The 15,925-nt window shown below is 66.1% G+C and carries 17 protein-coding genes and 2 pseudogenes; 6 read left to right on the top strand and 13 right to left on the bottom strand.

Going from position 1 to position 15,925, the window contains the following annotated elements; all coding sequences use genetic code 11:
- Window positions 1–5 precede the first annotated feature (5 nt).
- The 5 genes from HPA01S_RS03335 (at window position 6) to HPA01S_RS03315 (ending at window position 5,213) form a co-directional block, all read left to right on the top strand.
- Window positions 6–842: an alpha/beta fold hydrolase gene (locus tag HPA01S_RS03335; RefSeq protein WP_169801496.1), complete on the top strand. Its 837-nt coding sequence runs from the start codon at window positions 6–8 to the stop codon at window positions 840–842.
- On the top strand, window positions 823–2,268 hold the full coding sequence (locus HPA01S_RS03330; protein ID WP_066266620.1) for an NAD-dependent succinate-semialdehyde dehydrogenase: 1,446 nt from the start codon (window positions 823–825) through the stop codon (window positions 2,266–2,268). Before HPA01S_RS03335 ends, HPA01S_RS03330 begins: the two co-directional genes overlap by 20 nt.
- A gap of 29 nt (window positions 2,269–2,297) precedes the next feature.
- Complete coding sequence (locus HPA01S_RS03325; protein WP_169801495.1) at window positions 2,298–2,837, top strand: MarR family winged helix-turn-helix transcriptional regulator; 540 nt, start codon at window positions 2,298–2,300, stop codon at window positions 2,835–2,837.
- Window positions 2,838–2,914: 77 nt separating this feature from the next.
- Window positions 2,915–4,117, top strand: a complete 1,203-nt coding sequence (locus tag HPA01S_RS03320) for an acyl-CoA dehydrogenase family protein (RefSeq protein WP_066266613.1) — start codon at window positions 2,915–2,917, stop codon at window positions 4,115–4,117.
- Window positions 4,107–5,213 (top strand): acyl-CoA dehydrogenase family protein, encoded by a 1,107-nt coding sequence (locus HPA01S_RS03315; protein ID WP_066266606.1) that lies wholly within the window; start codon window positions 4,107–4,109, stop codon window positions 5,211–5,213. The genes HPA01S_RS03320 and HPA01S_RS03315 overlap by 11 nt, the downstream gene beginning before the upstream one ends.
- A 54-nt stretch (window positions 5,214–5,267) precedes the next feature.
- On the opposite strand, the gene HPA01S_RS03310 is transcribed toward HPA01S_RS03315, so the two are convergent.
- The 10 genes and pseudogenes from HPA01S_RS03310 to HPA01S_RS03275 form a co-directional block, all read right to left on the bottom strand.
- Window positions 5,268–6,257, bottom strand: a complete 990-nt coding sequence (locus HPA01S_RS03310; RefSeq protein ID WP_084360428.1) for a Bug family tripartite tricarboxylate transporter substrate binding protein — start codon at window positions 6,255–6,257, stop codon at window positions 5,268–5,270.
- A gap of 28 nt (window positions 6,258–6,285) precedes the next feature.
- Window positions 6,286–7,038, bottom strand: coding sequence for an enoyl-CoA hydratase/isomerase family protein (locus tag HPA01S_RS03305; protein WP_066266598.1), 753 nt, complete (start codon window positions 7,036–7,038; stop codon window positions 6,286–6,288).
- A gap of 16 nt (window positions 7,039–7,054) precedes the next feature.
- Complete coding sequence (locus HPA01S_RS03300) at window positions 7,055–9,424, bottom strand: xanthine dehydrogenase family protein molybdopterin-binding subunit (RefSeq protein WP_066266595.1); 2,370 nt, start codon at window positions 9,422–9,424, stop codon at window positions 7,055–7,057.
- A complete protein-coding gene (locus HPA01S_RS23440) occupies window positions 9,421–9,909 on the bottom strand; it encodes a (2Fe-2S)-binding protein (RefSeq protein ID WP_066266768.1) in 489 nt (162 codons plus the stop codon). Before HPA01S_RS23440 ends, HPA01S_RS03300 begins: the two co-directional genes overlap by 4 nt.
- A 114-nt stretch (window positions 9,910–10,023) precedes the next feature.
- Window positions 10,024–10,443, bottom strand: a pseudogene (locus HPA01S_RS23495) (SRPBCC family protein); the annotation flags it as partial.
- Window positions 10,444–10,445: 2 nt separating this feature from the next.
- Window positions 10,446–11,273 (bottom strand): FAD binding domain-containing protein, encoded by an 828-nt coding sequence (locus HPA01S_RS03290; RefSeq protein ID WP_066266593.1) that lies wholly within the window; start codon window positions 11,271–11,273, stop codon window positions 10,446–10,448.
- A 9-nt stretch (window positions 11,274–11,282) separates the two neighbouring features.
- On the bottom strand, window positions 11,283–12,038 hold the full coding sequence (locus HPA01S_RS03285) for an alpha/beta fold hydrolase (protein WP_066266589.1): 756 nt from the start codon (window positions 12,036–12,038) through the stop codon (window positions 11,283–11,285).
- Window positions 12,035–13,225: an FAD-dependent monooxygenase gene (locus HPA01S_RS03280; RefSeq protein WP_066266587.1), complete on the bottom strand. Its 1,191-nt coding sequence runs from the start codon at window positions 13,223–13,225 to the stop codon at window positions 12,035–12,037. Before HPA01S_RS03280 ends, HPA01S_RS03285 begins: the two co-directional genes overlap by 4 nt.
- Before the next feature lie 185 nt (window positions 13,226–13,410).
- Window positions 13,411–13,740: pseudogene (locus tag HPA01S_RS23490) on the bottom strand (IS3 family transposase); the annotation flags it as partial.
- Window positions 13,741–13,789: 49 nt separating this feature from the next.
- Window positions 13,790–14,065 (bottom strand): 2Fe-2S iron-sulfur cluster-binding protein, encoded by a 276-nt coding sequence (locus HPA01S_RS03275; protein WP_066266583.1) that lies wholly within the window; start codon window positions 14,063–14,065, stop codon window positions 13,790–13,792.
- Window positions 14,066–14,104: 39 nt separating this feature from the next.
- Here HPA01S_RS03275 and HPA01S_RS03270 point away from each other — a divergent pair, with 39 nt between their 5' ends.
- The gene (locus tag HPA01S_RS03270) at window positions 14,105–14,452 is read left to right on the top strand and encodes a hypothetical protein (RefSeq protein ID WP_066266581.1); all 348 of its coding nucleotides are present in this window, start codon (window positions 14,105–14,107) and stop codon (window positions 14,450–14,452) included.
- Between the two features lie 24 nt (window positions 14,453–14,476).
- Here HPA01S_RS03270 and HPA01S_RS03265 read toward each other — a convergent pair whose 3' ends face one another.
- From HPA01S_RS03265 to HPA01S_RS03255, 3 genes are all read right to left on the bottom strand, one after another.
- Window positions 14,477–14,947, bottom strand: coding sequence for a hypothetical protein (locus HPA01S_RS03265; protein WP_066266578.1), 471 nt, complete (start codon window positions 14,945–14,947; stop codon window positions 14,477–14,479).
- A 62-nt stretch (window positions 14,948–15,009) separates the two neighbouring features.
- Window positions 15,010–15,321 (bottom strand): hypothetical protein, encoded by a 312-nt coding sequence (locus HPA01S_RS03260; protein WP_066266576.1) that lies wholly within the window; start codon window positions 15,319–15,321, stop codon window positions 15,010–15,012.
- 37 nt (window positions 15,322–15,358) lie between these two features.
- Window positions 15,359–15,895 carry a YbjN domain-containing protein gene (locus tag HPA01S_RS03255; RefSeq protein ID WP_066266575.1) on the bottom strand — a complete coding sequence of 179 codons (537 nt, stop codon included), beginning with the start codon at window positions 15,893–15,895 and terminating at the stop codon, window positions 15,359–15,361.
- Between the last annotated feature and the right edge of the window lie 30 nt (window positions 15,896–15,925).

Raw genomic sequence — 15,925 nt, 5'->3', positions numbered from 1 at the left:
ATTTTATGGAACACAACACCTGCTTGCGAAAGCTTCTTTCTCGCGCTCACAACGAGCAAGGGGTGGATGCCGACGGCATCGTCTGGCGGCGGTGGGGCCGCGGTCCTGCCATCGTCCTGCTGCACGGATCGGGCGGATCGTGGACCCATTGGGCGCGGAACATCGACGCGCTCAGCCAATCGCACACCGTGCTGGTGCCAGACCTTCCAGGGTACGGAGACTCCCGCGACCTGGGGGATCGCGCCTACATGGACATGGGGCAGCGGCTATCGGACAACATCGACCGCATCCTGGGCGGACGGCCGTATGTCCTGGCGGGGTTTTCGTTCGGCTCGCTGGTAGCCGAAGCCATGGCGCTGCTGCGCCCCGAGCAGGTGGCGCACCTCGTTCTCATCCGTGGCACGTTCACGGGGCAGGCGCCACCGTTTCCGGCTGGTCTCCGCAGCTGGAAGCACCTTCCGCCGGATCTCGAGCACGCCGCACACCGCCACAACCTGGGCGTCCTGATGCTCCACGACCCGGCGTCCATCGATGAACAGGCGGTGGATATCCACGCCCTCAATGCGCACAACGCCCGCGTTCGACCTACCGACTTTTCACTCGATGGCCTGGACACCTCGCTGGAACGGCTCACGGTGCCCGTGACCGCCGTGCGCGGCGAATTCGACGCGCTTGGCGGCGATGCCGAAGCACAACGCGAGGTGCTTCGCCAAAGGTGCCCCACCGCGCAGTTTCACGTCGTGCCCAACGTCGGCCACTGGGTCGCATACGAAGCCCCCGAATTCATCAACCAAACGCTCGACAAGCTCGGCCACACACTCCATGAAAACCACCTATCCTGAACTCCAGCTGTACATCGACGGCGAATGGCACGGCGTACAAGGCCGGCCACACGAGGCCGTGCTCAATCCGTCCACCGGCTTGGCATTGGGCGACTTGCCGCTCGCCACCGCCGACGATCTGGACAACGCCCTGTCCAGCGCCGACCGTGCATGGCAAACATGGCGTTCGACCACAGCCGCTTACCGCAGTGGCCTTCTGCGCCAGGCCGCCACCTTGCTGCGCTCCAGGGTCGAACCGCTCAGCGCGGCACTGGCCCTGGAGCAGGGCAAGACACTGCCGGAGGCGCGGCAGGAAGTACTGGGGTCGGCCGAGGTTTTCGAGTGGTGCGCGGACGAGGCGAGGCGACTGTATGGCCGCGTCATTCCCTCGCGCGATCCAGGGTGGCGCCAACTGGTGCTCAAGCAACCCGTGGGGGTGGTGGCGGCATTCACGCCATGGAACTTCCCGATGATGATTCCGGCGCGCAAGATCGCGGCCAGCCTTGCCGCAGGATGCACCTGCATCATCAAGCCGTCTGAAGAGACACCTGCCGGCGTGCTGGAAATCGCGCGGGCACTGCACGACGCGGGATTGCCCCGCGGTGTCCTCAACGTGGTGTTTGGCGTGCCAGCAGAGGTGTCCCGGCATCTGATCGCTTCTCCCCTGGTCCGCAAGGTGACCTTCACCGGCAGTGTGCCGGTGGGTCGAGTCATTGCATCGCTCGCCGCCGAACAGGCGAAGCCCGCGACAATGGAGCTGGGTGGCCACGCCCCCGTGCTGATCTTCGACGACGTGGATGTGGACCGTACGGCACGCACCTGTGCTATGGGCAAGTTCCGCAACGCGGGCCAGGTGTGCACTTCACCCACGCGCTTCTACGTGCAGCGATCTGCCTATGCCGCCTTCGTCGAATCGTTCGCACGCGCGGCGAGTGCGATAGCGGTCGGTGACTCCATCGACGGGAGCTCGGCCATGGGCCCCCTGGCGAGCGAACGGCGGGTCGCGGCCATGCAGTCGCTGGTGGACGATGCGATGTCCGTGGGTGCACGCCTGGCTTGCGGCGGCAAGCGCCTGCCCCGCGACGGTTTTTTCTTCGAGCCGACTGTGCTGCACGAATTTCCGGCGCACGCACGCGTGCTGTCGGATGAACCATTCGGACCGCTGGCACTGGTGCTGCCCTTCGACGATGAGGACGAGGCGATTGCCGCGGCCAACGCCCTGCCCTATGGGCTGGCGGCCTATGCCTTCACCAACGATGCCGGCCGCATCGTGCGCCTCTCCGAGCGCGTCGAGACCGGCATGCTCGGAATCAACACCCTTATACTCGCCGGAGCTGATACCCCTTTTGGCGGGGTCAAGGACAGCGGCTACGGCAGCGAAGGAGGGATAGAAGGCATGGAAGCCTATCTCGTCACCAAGTACGTTGCACAGGCTCCTGCACCATGAGCGATTCTTTCATAGGCCACCAAGCTTTCGTGAGCAACCTGCGCACCACCACTTCGCCGGGCCGCCCTGCCCTTGAGGATGACACGCCCTCGCAGAACATGCTGGAGTCAGAGGCGTTGCCGCCCACGAACATGCGATCCTCGTGGCTGCTGATGCACGCTTCGCAAGCAGTGCGCATGAAGATCGAGTCTGCGCTCAAGCCGTGCGGCCTCACCGGGCTTCAGATGACGGTGCTCAACATGATCAAGAACCGCGGCGGCTCGTCGTCCGCGGAACTGTCGCGGCGCTTTTTCAAGACGCCGCAAGCCATGGGGCAACTGCTCAATCCGCTGCTGGAGCAGGGTCTGCTCCAGCGCGCGGAAGATCCCGGCAACCGCCGAGTGCTGCGCCTGACCCTCACCGACTCGGGCCGCAAGGCCTATGCCACGGGCGACGCCGCCATGCGCCGCCTGGAGCGCGAAGTGTTCTCCCGCTTCGACGCCGACACGCTGGACGCCCTGCGCGCCACGCTGTACCAGATCAGCCATCTGTCGTCTCAAGACGCCGCGGCAAAACGCAAAGACGACTGATCCCCATCGGACAAAGGCGCTGCCACCCTGGCATGCACCTCGATGGCTTTTTCTTCCATTTCCTGTCTGGAGATCCCATGGATCTTGCCTATTCCCATGAAGAGGAACAGTTCCGGGCGTCTGTCGGCGCCTGGATCGTCGAACACCTCCCACACGACATCGCCTCTAAAGTCCGCGCGGGCCAGCGCCTGCACAAGGACGACTTCCAGCGCTGGGCGCGCCTGCTCGGCCAACGGGGCTGGCTGGGCTACGGTTGGCCACGCGCCTTCGGTGGCCCAGGCTGGAACGCCATCCAGAAACATCTGTTCGAGGAACAGTGCGCACTGGCCGGTGCACCACGTATCGTGCCCTTTGGACCGACCATGGTGGCGCCGATCATCATGTCCCACGGCACCCCGGAACAGCAGCAGCGTTTCCTGCCCGGCATCGCCAGCGGCGAGGTGTGGTGGAGCCAGGGTTACAGCGAACCGGGGGCCGGTTCCGACCTCGCCTCCCTGCGCACGCGCGCCGTGCGACAAGGCGACCGCTACGTGGTCAACGGCCAGAAGACCTGGACCACGATGGCGCAATGGGGCGACTGGATGTTCTGCCTGGTGCGCACCGGCACCGAAGGCAAGCCGCAGGCGGGCATCTCCTTCCTGCTCATCGACATGAAGTCCCCCGGGCTCACCATCCGGCCGATCAAGCTGCTGGATGGCGAACACGATGTGAACGACGTCTTCTTCGACAACGTGGAGGTGCCGGTCGAGAACCTGATCGGAGAAGAAAACAAGGGCTGGACCTACGCCAAGCAGCTGCTGTCGCATGAGCGGACAACGATCTCCGACATCAACCGCAGCAAGGCCGAACTGGAACGGCTCCGGCAATTGGTGCGGGACGCCGGCCTCACGGGCGACACGCGCCTGTGCGATGACATCGCCCGGCTGGAAGTCGACATCAAGGCCCTGGACATGATGGTGCTGCGAGTGCTGTCCCTGGAGAAGTCGGGGCGTAACCCGCTGGACATTGCGGCACTGCTCAAGATCAAGGGCAGCGAGATCACCCAGCGCTACACCGAACTGATGATGGCCGTGGCAGGGCCGTACGCCTTGCCGTGGATCGAAGACGCGATGGAAGCCGGCTGGCCCGGGGAATTCCCCGGCCCGGCCGCGGCGCATTCGACCCTGGCCATGGGATTCTTCAAGAACCGGAAAACCACCATCTACGGTGGCTCGAACGAAGTGCAGCGAAACATCGTGGCACAGACCGTACTGAATGCAGGAGGCAGAAATGGACTTTGATTTCCTGGACGAGCAGGTGGAGCTGCGCCATGCCGTCGCACGTTGGCTTCAGGGAGAGTACGGCGCCGAGCGCCGCCGCCGGACGATGGCCGGCGGCGGATGGGATCCGCAGGCGTGGCGCTCGTTCGCCGACCTGGGTCTGACCGGCCTGCCCATCGCCGAGGAACAAGGTGGCATGGGCATGGGCGCCATCGAGGCCATGATCGTCATGGAGGAATTCGGCCGCCACGCGGTGCTCGAACCCCTGGGCCTGGCCTGGCTGGGCTCGCAGCTGATCCAGCGCTTTGCCCCAGCGCACCTGGCGGGCGCGTGGTTGCCACGCATGGCCGCGGGCGAGGCCTGGGTGGCACTGGCGCATCAGGAGCGGGGCAGCCGCTACGCCGTCGACCGTTGCACCGCACGGGCCGTGCGCGATGGCGAGGGCAGGCTCCTCATCACGGGACAAAAAGACCTCGTGCCCTCCGGCGACCAGGCCCAGGCATTGATCGTGCCGGCCATGCTGGACGGCGTGCGGGCCCTGTTCCTCGTTCCCCTTCCGCAGGACGGGGTCACCCTCGAAAGCTATCGCACGCTGGATGGTCGGCGCGCCGCCACAGCGACCTTGCGCAACGCACAGGGCGAATGCCTCAGCACCGACGGCGACGGCGCCCTGGAATGGGGTATTGGCCTGGGCATCGCTCACCTGTGCGCGGAGGCGGTGGGCCTCATGGAGCACACGATGGCGCTCACGATAGAGCATCTGAACATGCGCCAGCAGTTCGGCCGGCCGCTGGCCGACTTCCAGGTACTGCGGCACCGCGTGGCCGACATGAAGATGGAGATCGAACTGTCCCGTTCCATGAGCTACTGCGCCAGCTTGCAGCTGCAGGCCGATGCCCCTGCGCGTCGGGTGGCGCTGTCGCAAGCCAAGTACCAGCTGTCGCAATCCATGAAGCGCGTGGGGCAGCAGGCGGTCCAGTTGCATGGCGCTATCGGCCTCACGGACGAATACGAACTGAGCGACTACTACAAGCGCCTGAACCAGCTCGAATACACCTTCGGTGACGGCGCGCACCACCTCGCGATCCTGAGCGAGGCCCAGTTCGCCGACGCCTGATGCAAAAAAGGCCGTGCAATGGCACGGCCTTTTTTTGCACAACGGCTGTGCGGATCACTCCGGGGTGATGCCCGCCATTTCCACCAGCTTGCCCCAAGCCTGGGTGTCGGTCTTAACACGTTGCAGCAGCTGGGCCGGCGTCGAGGTTTGCGGCTCGGCGCCAATGCCGCGCATGAACTCCACGTACTGCGGGTTGCGGCTGGCCGTCTGAATGAAGCCATTGAGCTTTTCAGCCGCCGCAGCCGGCACACGGGCCGGCATGAAAACCGCGAACCAGCCGCTGAGATCGTAGCCAGGCAAACCTGCTTCTGCCATCGTGGGCACATCGGGCAAGGCGGCCACGCGTTCGCCGCCGGTGACCGCCAGCGCCCGCACATTGCCACCCTTGGCCTGCGGAATGGCCAGGGTGGCATCCGCGAACACCATGTGAATGCGCCCACCCATCAGATCGTTCATGGCTGGCGGAACGCCCTTGTAAGGCACGCTGAGTATGTCGACGTTCGCCATCGTTTTGAACATGGAGCCGGCCACCAGCCCGGTGGCGTTGCCACTGCCAAAGTGGTAACGCGTGGGGTCCTTGCGAATGCTCACCAACAGCTCGCCCACACTCTTCTCCGGCGTGAGCTTCGGGTTGGTCACCATCACGAAGGCCACGGTGGCCACGCTGCTCACGGGGGTGAAGTCGGCCACCGGGTCAAAAGGCAGTTTCTTGAACAGGTGGGTGTTGGCCGCATGGGTCGAGTTCGGCGTGAACAGGATGGTGTACGGATCGCCAGCAGCAGCCGCGACGGCGGACGCCGCGAGGTTGCCCAATGCCCCGGGCCGGTTGTCCACAACCACGGGCTGTCCGGCCAGCACTTCAATCTGGCGAGCCATTTGCCGCGCGGCGGCATCGATGCCGCTGCCAGCGGGATAGCCCAGCATCATGCGGATGGGCCTGCTCGGATAGTTGTCCTGTGCCAAGGCCGGTGCGGCCCAGGCGCACCCGAGTGCGACGGCGCAGGCCAGGGCTGCGCGGCGAGGCAGGCATTGCAACGTTGTCATGATGTGTCTCCTGAGGTCGGGGAAAAATTCAGTATCTGGCCGACAGGGCCGTGCCGATCACGTGGCTGGCAAATGCACTGGCACCGGTGGCCGACATGGAAGGCGCATGGGTCAGGTATTGCTTGCAGGCCCGCAATGCCACCGTGCTGTTGCCTGCGAAGCTAGCCAGCCAGCGCGCGGTGGTGGATTCAAGGTCTTCCGCGGACACCACATAGCTGATGAGCCCGGCGCCAAGGGCATCCGCGGCAGAGAGCTCCTCACGCGTGTAGACCAGCATTGCCAGCGTCTTCAGCGGAACGCGGTCGTGCAGCGCCGCCATCACCAGCGCCGGCGGAATGTCTCGCTCCAGTTCCGGAATGGCAAAGCGCGCTCCGGCTTGCGCGAGCGTGATGTCGCACACGCAGGCCAGGGCAGCGCCCACGCCGAGTGCGCGGCCCTGCACCACCGCCAGGGTGGGCACGGGTGCGAACTTGATGGCGTCGTACAGCGCCAGCGCAGGCTCTGCCACCAGGTGCCGCAACTTCTCCGCGGAAGGCACGGCGCCGCCCTTCGGTGGCGTGGGCGACTTCCTGCCGGCGCAGAAGTCATCGCCCGCACCCCGCAGGCAGATGGCCTTCACGTCATCACCGATCGTCTGTATGGCCTGAACGATGGCATTCGACATGGCGGCATCGACCAGATTGCCGGTGCCGGGATCGTTCAGCGTGAGGGTCAGCACACCGTCACGCAGGTCGATCAGCACCCCGGCTTCGGGGGAGGCTTGGTGGTGGGTGGCCGTCATGTGTGTCGTCCTCTCTTCAATGGGCAGTCCGGGCCGAGCGGCCCTGGTGAATCACCTCCCACACCGCCAGCGGCGTGGCGGGCATGGGCAGCTCTTCGTCGGTGTAGGCCGCCAGCGCGTGCGCCAGGGCGTTGAAGGTGCAGGCGGTGGCGGGTGTGATGCCGCTTTCACCACCGCCCTTCACGCCCAGCGGGTTGCCGTGCGTGGGGTCGTTGGTCAGCTCGACGCTCAGCGGCGGCATGAGCTCTGCGTGCGGCATGCCGTAGTCCATGTAGGAACCGGACAGGACCTGCCCGCTCTGGCGGTCCACCTGGTAGCCCTCGGTCAATGCCTGGCCCAGGCCCTGGGCCAGACCACCATGCACCTGGCCTTCGACGATGAGCGGGTTGATCGCCTGCCCGACGTCGTCCACCGCGCTGTAGCGCACCACGTCGATCTCTCCGGTGTCGGGGTCGATCTCCACCTCGCACACGGCCGCGCCCGTGGGGTACGCGGGCATGCGGCCGTTGAACTCCGCCTCGGCGCCCAGTTCACGCATGTCCGGCTGCCCCGGCATGCCATGGCGTTGCACGTGCTGGGCCAGTTGAGCCAGCGTGATCCGCCGCTTGCGCAGACCCCACCAGACTCTGACGGTGAAGCCGGCGCCTTCCCGGGTGAGGCGCTGTGCATCCACTCCCAGGCAATGTGCGGCCACCGCACGGGCCTTGTCGATCAGGTCCTTGCTGGCATCGATGAGCAGCTTGCCACCCAGTCGCATGGAGCGGTCGGAGTGCGTGCCGCCGCCCCATTTGACGAAGGCCGTGTCGCCCGTGCGCAAGCGGATCGACTCGAACGGCACGCCAAGATGGTCCGCAACGACCTGCGCGAACGTGGTCTCGTGGCCCTGCCCGGTCGATTGCGTGCCCGACACGATGTCCGTGCTGCCGTCGGGCAGCACGCGCAGTTCGATGCGTTCACGCGGCGCGCCCACAGGCGACTCGATGTAGTTGGACAGGCCGATGCCGCGCAGCTTTCCTCGCTGCCTTGCCTCCTGCTGCCTTGTCTCGAAGCCCTGCCAGTCGGCCAGCTCGATCACCCGTTCCATGTTGGCGGGGAAGTTCCCGCTGTCGTAGGGCAGCCCCATGGGACTGACACGCGGCAGGGTCTCGCGCCGGATCATGTTGATGCGGCGGATGTCGAGTCGGTCGATACCCAGGCGGGATGCGGCCAGGTCCAGCAGCCGCTCGAAGGCGTGCATGCTCTCCGGGCGCCCCGCACCCCGGTACGGACCGGTCGGCACGGTGTTGGTGACGACGCCCGTGACGTGGATGGCAGCGACCGGCACGTCGTACACGCTGGTGGTCACGCGCATCGCGTTGGCCATGGGCACGTATGAAATCGTGTGGGCGCCCACGTTGCCGATCAGTTCGTTGTCCACCGCGAGGATGCGGCCCTGCGCATCGAAGGCCATGGCGGTGCGGAAGGTCATGCCGCGGCCCTGGTAGTCGCTGACGAAGGCTTCGCTGCGGTCACCCGTCCACTTCACCGGCCGCCCCACCCGGCGCGCGGCCCAGAGCACGCAGACCGGCTCCATGTTGAGCGAGGTGCGCGGGCCGAAGCCACCGCCCACGTCGGGGCACACCACGCGCACGCGCGTGGCCGGCACCTTGAATGCATCGGCCAGGCCCAGCTGCTGCCGCACCACTCCCTGGCTGCCGGACGTGAGCAGGTAGGTGTCTGCGGCCGGATCGTATTCGCCGATGGCCGAGCGTGGCTCCATCTGCGCGTTGACGATGCGGCTGTTCTTGAACTCGCGGCGCAGCACCAGGGCGGCCTTGTCGAACGCGGCGCGCGCGGCCTCGCGGTCACCGATCTGCGTGCTGAAGCAGCAATTGCGGGGCAGATCGTCGTACAGCTGGGATGCACCCTCGGCCAGCGCGTCGTCGGCGTCCACCACCGCCGGCAACACCTCGTATTCCACCTGAACGGCTTCCACACCATCGCGTGCCTGGTGCGGCGTTTCGGCCACGACCATGACCAGCGCCTCGCCGACGTGGCGCACCTTGTCCACGCTCAAGGGCCACTGGCGCCGGTTGTAGATGGCACCCGTCTCGGAGGTGAGGAACGCCTTTTCCTTCGGGTTCACCGCGGCAATGGGATTGGGCACGTGATCGATGCCCTCGAACCCGTCGGCCAGATAGTCCGCGCCGGTGAGCACGGCCAGCACGCCGGGCAGAGCCTGCGCGGCAGAGGTGTCGATGCGAACGATGCGCGCATGCGCATGGGGCGACCGCAGAAACGCGGCCCAGGCCTGGCCCGGTTTGGCGATGTCGTCGGTGTAGCACCCCTTGCCCACCACCAGGCGGCGGTCTTCGTTGCGTGGCTGCGCCTTGCCAATCCAGCTCATCGTGCCCCCTCCGTATCCGCGCGGGCATTGCAGGGCAGGCCCATCTCCGTGGCGGCCTGCTCCACCGCCCGGATGATGTTGACGTAGCCCGTGCAGCGGCAGATGTTGCCCTCGAGCGCAGTGCAGATCGATGCATGGTCGATCTGCTGTCCCGAGCGCAGCAAACCATCGGAAGACATGATCATTCCGGGCGTGCAGAAGCCGCACTGCAGCCCGTGGCACTGCACAAAAGCCTTCTGCAGCGGATGCATGCTGTCCTTCTTTGCCAGCCCCTCGATGGTGACCACCTCGCCGCCACTGGCCTGCACGGCCAGCACGGTGCACGATTTCACCGCCACCCCATCGAGCCGGACAGTGCAGGCGCCACATTGCGACGTGTCGCAACCCACGTGGGTGCCGGTCAGGCCAAGATCGCGCCGCAGCAGCTCGACCAGCAGGGTGCGGTCGTCCACATGGCGGCGCACCGGTTGACCATTCACCGTCAGTTCGACGTTGGCCTGGCCGGCGCCGCTGTTGGTCCAGGCGGTGCTGCCCGGTCCCTCCGCCGCCGTGGCCGTGGGCCGCTGGCCTTCGCCACCGCCTTCGGTCAACACCTCGTTGAAGCGTGCGAAGAAGCGGTCTGCCATCTTGGCGCCCACCGATCCCACCAGCCGGGAACCGATCTGCGCCAGCTTGCCACCCACATGGGCCTCGGCCGCATAGACCAGCAACGTGTCCGCGCCTTCGTCTTCCAGCGTGACCACCGCAGTCATCTCACCAAAGCCGGCCATGCCGCCTTCGCCCTGCCCCCGGAGCCGATAGCCCTTGAGCGGCTCCCGGTCCTGCACCGTCAAGGCACCCTTGAAACGCGCCTTGACCGGCCCGACCGATGCCCGCACCACCACCTGCCACTCACTGTCGTTGACCGCGGTGAAGGATTCGCAGCCGTCGATGCATTGCTCCAGCACGGCGGGGTTATTGAGTGCCGTCCATACGGTTTCTCGGCTGGCGCGGATGACCTGCCGTCCCTTGAATTCCATGATCAGTTCACCTTTGCTTCGAGGGTGCGCAGGGTCGACAGCGCGCGCCCGGCGAGCACGCCAACCAGATGCGCCCGGTATGCCGGTGTCGCCGTGGCGTCCGCGTTGAATGCCGATGACTCGGGCTCCAGGCCCACCAGCGTGTCGGGGGCCCAGGTTTCGGTTGCACTCGCGGCCAGACGTTGCTCGGCCGCCGTCCACCGGAACGCAAACGGCGCAGCGCCCGTCACGGCAACGCGGGCATCGCCCCCATGGTCCGCGATGAAGACTCCTGCCACCGCATAACCGGAGGCCGCGTGCCGGTGCTTCACATAAGCCGCGCGATCGGGCACCCGGAACTCCACCGCGGTGACGATCTCCGTGGGTTCCAGCGCGGTCTCGAACATGCCCAGGAAGAAGGCATCGCCGTCAATGCGGCGCCGGTCGGTGACCACCGTCGCCTTGAGCGCCAGCACGGCCGAAGGGTAATCGGCGGCAGGGTCGCTGTTGGCGATCGAGCCACCCAGGGTGCCGCGGTTGCGCACCTGCTGATCGCCGATGAGACCGGCGAGATCCGACAACGCGGGAATGCAACGCCGAACCACATCCGACTGCGCCACCGCCGCATGGCGCGTGGCGGCGCCGATGCGCAGGACACCACCCTCTTGCGAAATGCCCTGAAGCGCCGGCAAGCGGCTCAGGTCCACGAGGTGGCTGGGCGCGCTCAGGCGCTGCTTGAGCGTGGGCAACAGCGTCATGCCGCCGGCCAGCGGCCGGGCATCGGGGAATCGGGAAAGACAGTCCACAGCCTCCTGAACGGAAGCCGGTCTGACATAGGAAAAGGGATACATCGCCTCAACTCACCAAAGCCACGCGCCTGCCCGGGCCGCCACGAAAGCGGGCAATTCCTGCATCGGGTAGTGCCCCGTCTGCGGGACCATTTCAATCTCGGCGTGCGGGTGGTGCAGCAGCCAGGCATCGCGGGCCCGTTCAAAGCTGATGCCAGGATCGAATTCACCCGCCAGCACCTTCACGGGAACGTCCAGCCCGGCCACCTGATCGGCGAACCCCTGGCCCGCCCAACCGTCCAGGTACGCACGCATGGCCGCGGGGCTGTTCTCCGTGGAGTCGGCGGCCATGTTTCGGCACCAAGCCGCCGTCAGTCGTTGGCCGGTCGACATGTGAAAGATCTGCTGGCGCGCAGCCACATCGTCCACGGCCGACTCGAAGAAGGCCCGGCGGGCGGCATCCATGCCGGAACCCGCGGCGGAAACCGGCGCAATGCCCAGCAGACGCTCCACCCGATCAGGGGCCCGCAAGGCCACGCGTTGCATCGCCATGCCACCCATGGAGTGGCCCACGATGGAAAAGCTCGACCAGCCCAACCCATCGGCCAGCGCCAGCACGTCCGACGCCGCCTCTTCAAACTGGAACAGGCCGGGCTCGGACCGGCGCGAACCGTAGCCGCGGTACTCGAAAACCGCGCATTCGAACCGATCCGGGTCCATGGCCTCCAGCATGGGTTGCCAGTGCCTGGACAGCCCCAGCCAGCCATTCATCACAATGACCTTCCGGGGGCCTCCACCACAGGTGTGCGAAGCCAGATGCTCCTTCATAGCGCGAGGGTCTCCACGTTGTACTCAAACAGCCATTCATACCGTTGCCGGACGCGCTCTTCCGTCCATTCGCGGTCCACATAGGCCGCGGCGCCTTCGGCATGGGCCAGCTGTGGATTGTGGAAGCGCGTGGCGTTTTCGTTAGCGCCCTGCACGATCTTCGCGGTGCGCTGCACACGCGCGGCCTCGTAGGCAGCCGTGCCACGTGCGATGTCGCCACCGTGTTCGTGCAGCGCCCGGGCGAGCAGGTAGCCATCTTCCAGCGCCATCACCGCGCCCTGCGCCAGGAACGGCAGCGTCGGGTGGCAGGCATCGCCCAGCAGCGTCACACGCCCCTTGGTCCACGACGACATCGGGTCTCGCACCATGAGCGCCCATTTGTACGGCGTCTCCACCGCACGGATCAGGTGGTGGACGTCTTCGTGCCAGCCCGCGAAGTCGCGCTCGAAATCTTCCCGAGAGCCCTTCTGGGACCAGGACTCGAGCTCCCAACGCTGAGACTGCTCAACCACCGCCACCAGGTTCACCAGCTTCCCGGACCGCACGGGATAGTGGATAACGTGCTTTCCAGGCCCGAGCCAGTTGTAGCCATAGGGTTGCCGCAGATGCGCGGGCAATGTCTCTGCATCGATCACGCCCCGCCAGGCCACGATGCCCGAGAAGCGGGCCTCGTCATCGCCAAACAGGCGTTGGCGCACCTGCGAATGCACACCATCGGCGCCCACCACGAAATCGGCACTGGCGACCTCCTGGCCTGAAGCGAACATGCGCACCACATCAGCGTCCTGGCGAATGTCGGTGATACGGGTGTCGAGACGGATGGCATTGGGGCTCAAGGCACGAAGCCCCTTGACCAGCACCTGGTGCAAGTCGCCACGGTGCATGGTCAGGTACGGGAAACCGTAACGCTGTCGTGAGACCGAACCCAGATCGAACAGCTTCCACTCCTGCCCGGTCGACCACAGCCGCACACACTTGCCCGCCGGTTCGGACGCGACGGCCTCGATGTCGTTCATGAGCCCGAGACTCGCCAGAACCCTGACGCCATTCGGGCTGATCTGCACGCCGGCGCCGATTTCCCCCAGCTCCCTGGCCTGCTCGAACACCTCCACTTCAAAACCTCGTTTGAGCAGGGCGATGGCCGCCGTGAGCCCTCCGATCCCGGCACCGATGACTGCTATGCGCATGAACGTCCTTTGCCCCGCCCCTTCGCAGGAACTCATTGATTGGTAAGGGCGCCACTCTAAGTTGAGTCAGGACAAAAGTTAATCACGATTATTCGATTATGCGATCGTGAAATCAAAACAACGCTCCCCATGGCGCGCACCTTGTCAGGATGGACTGCTCCCGGTCTGATAGACAAGCTCCAGCCTCAAGCCGAAGCCCGTTCAAACGCTTCGGGGCTGATGCCACCGAGATGGCGGTGGCGGCGGGTTCGGTTGTAAAACGCTTGGATGTGGCCGAAGACATCGGCGTGCGCGAACTCCCGGGTCTTGCAAATGCGCTTTTTGGATGCGTTCCTTTTTCAGGCTGCTGAAGAAGACTCGGCGACAGCATTGTCCCGGCAGTTGTCCCGCCTGCTCATGCCGGGTTCGAGGTTGCGGGTTGCGCAGAATCGGTTGAACTCTTCGCTTCCTTATTGGCTGCCTTGGTCGCCATGGATCACGATGTGTTGCTGAGGCTTGCGCCTCCACACGGCCATCCGCGCACACGAGCTGCTTGCCTTCAAGCCCACCTCGAAGGCCGAACCTTCAAGCCTGTTGGGCGATGACGATATCTGCCATGGGCCGGGCAATGCAGGGCAGGCAATAGCCCTCTTCCTTTTCGTCGGCGCTCAGGCCGGGCCAGGCAATGTCGTAGCGCACTTGCCCCTGCAGCAAGAGACCCATGCAGGTGCGGCAGGTGCCGTTGCGGCAGGACACCCGCCATTCAATGCCCGTGCGCGCCATCGCGGCGAACAAACTGGTCTCGCTGTCGGCTTCGGCGTCAGCCGCCTGGCCTTCAACCCGGATACGGAAGGTCTTCATGTGCGTGGGATCGGGGTGGCTTGGGCTTAGACTTTTCGCATGACTCTGGAATATTGGAAGTATGACGCGGGCAGCGACTCCGTCGCCTCGCTGGTGATCCCCGCGGCGCTGGGCCGCCAGCGCACCTTCGACCTGGATGCCACGCTGCTGGTGCATGTGCCGGCGGAGGCCGTCGGGAGCTGGCTGGAACTGGCCGTGGAGGTGGATGGAAAACGCTTGTGGGCTCGGCGCATACCGAGCGACAACCCGGGCGAGACCGACGGACTGGAGTACCACTACCGCCTGGCGGTCGAGGCCGATGCCGATTGCCGCCTGCGCGCCAAGGCGAGTTGCAAAGGCTGCCGGGTTGTGTCGCTGGTGCTGGAAGCCCGCGAGACGGTTTACTGAGGCGGCATCAACCGCCACGCCCGCTCACTCAAAGTGAGGCGCACCCAGGGCCAACTGCAACACCATCGGCTGCAACATGTCTTGCGGCGGCGGCTTCGCCAGGGGTTCGGCCGTGATCAGGCTGCGCAAGTCGCCATCGGCCAACAGATTCCCCAGCGAATCGAAGGCCAGCCGTGCCACTTCACCCGTGGGGGCGATCCAGACCCGCAGCACCAACGAGGGCTCGCGGGCAGCTTGCGGCTGCAACGGCACGCCGGCCTGCATCCATCCGTGCAGGCGCAGCACGGCCTCGTTGTTCGGGTCGCTCAGGCGGGCCTGGAACTGTTGGCTCACCCACTCCGCATACCGACTCCAGTGCAGCGGTACCGAAGGAACGGCCTCGCCCTGCGCCAGTGCCGGCGCGGCCGACACCGTGAGACCCAGGCCCAGGCGGCCGATGGCGCGGCGCATCGGTGCCCACAGGGATTCGCGGCGCGTGATCACGGGTGGTGGCATCGTGCGGCTCTCTTCAGGTCTTTGGAATCGGTTTGCGAGATGCCCGCCCGCGGCGTCACGGCTCATGGTGCAGGCGTTGCGTCGGCCTGCCCCGGTGCCACCTCGGCGGTATGCACCGCGGCGCCTGGCGGCACCATGCGGGCACTGCGTGTGGCGGCGATCTCGCGGCGCGCGATCGATATCTCGGCCGGCGAGATGTCGAACTGCTCCATCGTCTCGGCCAGCAAGCGCACAAAGTCCACGCGCTGGCGTTCCCAGATCAGGGCCGCCCGCGCCATGCGATCGCGTTGCCGGCGCACCGCAATGCGCGTCTGCTGGCGGCCCGTGGCGGGTGGCACCACGGGGTCGAGGCCCGGATCAAGCGCGCTGGCCAAGGCCCGGGCTCCCTGCGAATGGCGACTGGTCCACGCGTCAGGCGGCAACGGGCTCGCTCAACGCGCCGGCTTGCGCAGGCAATTCGGCCGCCGCCTCGCCATCCACCGGCGTGTCGGCCGGCTTGAAGTTGCGCAGGTGCACGAAGAACTGGCCCATCATCTGGCTCCAGAGCTGCATCATCATGGCCAGGTGGTTCGGGCTGATGCCGCCGGCGGCCAGCACGTCCATCTCCAGCACAACAAAGTCACCGTGCAGGGCGACGCGGGCGAAGCGCTTGCTGCGGTGCCAGTCGGCCAGCACGCTCTCCGGCAGCACACCGCCCTGCACGCGCAGCGGGCAGCTCAGGGTGAGGTCCAGGTACTCGCCGGTGGCGCTGGCGTTGCCCCACAGCACCTGAAAGCCGATGCCCTGGCTGGCGCTGTGCAGGCGCACCACGCCATCCTGCTCGATGGCCGTCACCGCGCAGCCCGAGGATTTGATGGCGTCGGCCACCTGGTCGGGCGTCATGGCGAAAAGCAAAGCAGTGGCCGTGGCCGGCGTTGCAACGGTGTGGTCGGTGGTGTTCTGGCTCATGTGGAAGTCCTGTGGTTCAAAAGAAAAAGA

The sequence above is a fragment of the Hydrogenophaga palleronii NBRC 102513 genome, from assembly GCF_001571225.1.
Lineage (GTDB): Bacteria > Pseudomonadota > Gammaproteobacteria > Burkholderiales > Burkholderiaceae_C > Hydrogenophaga > Hydrogenophaga palleronii.
The sequence above is the reverse complement of the archived record's forward strand: the minus strand, read 5'-3'. Positions and strand labels throughout refer to the sequence as shown.

Coding starts and splice junctions, on each gene's coding strand:
- HPA01S_RS03335 (WP_169801496.1), top strand. CDS start 6: ATGGAACACAACACCTGCTTGCGAAAGCTTCTTTCTCGCGCTCACAAC.
- HPA01S_RS03330 (WP_066266620.1), top strand. CDS start 823: ATGAAAACCACCTATCCTGAACTCCAGCTGTACATCGACGGCGAATGG.
- HPA01S_RS03320 (WP_066266613.1), top strand. CDS start 2,915: ATGGATCTTGCCTATTCCCATGAAGAGGAACAGTTCCGGGCGTCTGTC.
- HPA01S_RS03315 (WP_066266606.1), top strand. CDS start 4,107: ATGGACTTTGATTTCCTGGACGAGCAGGTGGAGCTGCGCCATGCCGTC.
- HPA01S_RS03310 (WP_084360428.1), bottom strand. CDS start 6,257: ATGACAACGTTGCAATGCCTGCCTCGCCGCGCAGCCCTGGCCTGCGCC.
- HPA01S_RS03305 (WP_066266598.1), bottom strand. CDS start 7,038: ATGACGGCCACCCACCACCAAGCCTCCCCCGAAGCCGGGGTGCTGATC.
- HPA01S_RS03300 (WP_066266595.1), bottom strand. CDS start 9,424: ATGAGCTGGATTGGCAAGGCGCAGCCACGCAACGAAGACCGCCGCCTG.
- HPA01S_RS03290 (WP_066266593.1), bottom strand. CDS start 11,273: ATGTATCCCTTTTCCTATGTCAGACCGGCTTCCGTTCAGGAGGCTGTG.
- HPA01S_RS03285 (WP_066266589.1), bottom strand. CDS start 12,038: ATGAAGGAGCATCTGGCTTCGCACACCTGTGGTGGAGGCCCCCGGAAG.
- HPA01S_RS03280 (WP_066266587.1), bottom strand. CDS start 13,225: ATGCGCATAGCAGTCATCGGTGCCGGGATCGGAGGGCTCACGGCGGCC.
- HPA01S_RS03275 (WP_066266583.1), bottom strand. CDS start 14,065: ATGAAGACCTTCCGTATCCGGGTTGAAGGCCAGGCGGCTGACGCCGAA.
- HPA01S_RS03270 (WP_066266581.1), top strand. CDS start 14,105: ATGACTCTGGAATATTGGAAGTATGACGCGGGCAGCGACTCCGTCGCC.
- HPA01S_RS03265 (WP_066266578.1), bottom strand. CDS start 14,947: ATGCCACCACCCGTGATCACGCGCCGCGAATCCCTGTGGGCACCGATG.
- HPA01S_RS03255 (WP_066266575.1), bottom strand. CDS start 15,895: ATGAGCCAGAACACCACCGACCACACCGTTGCAACGCCGGCCACGGCC.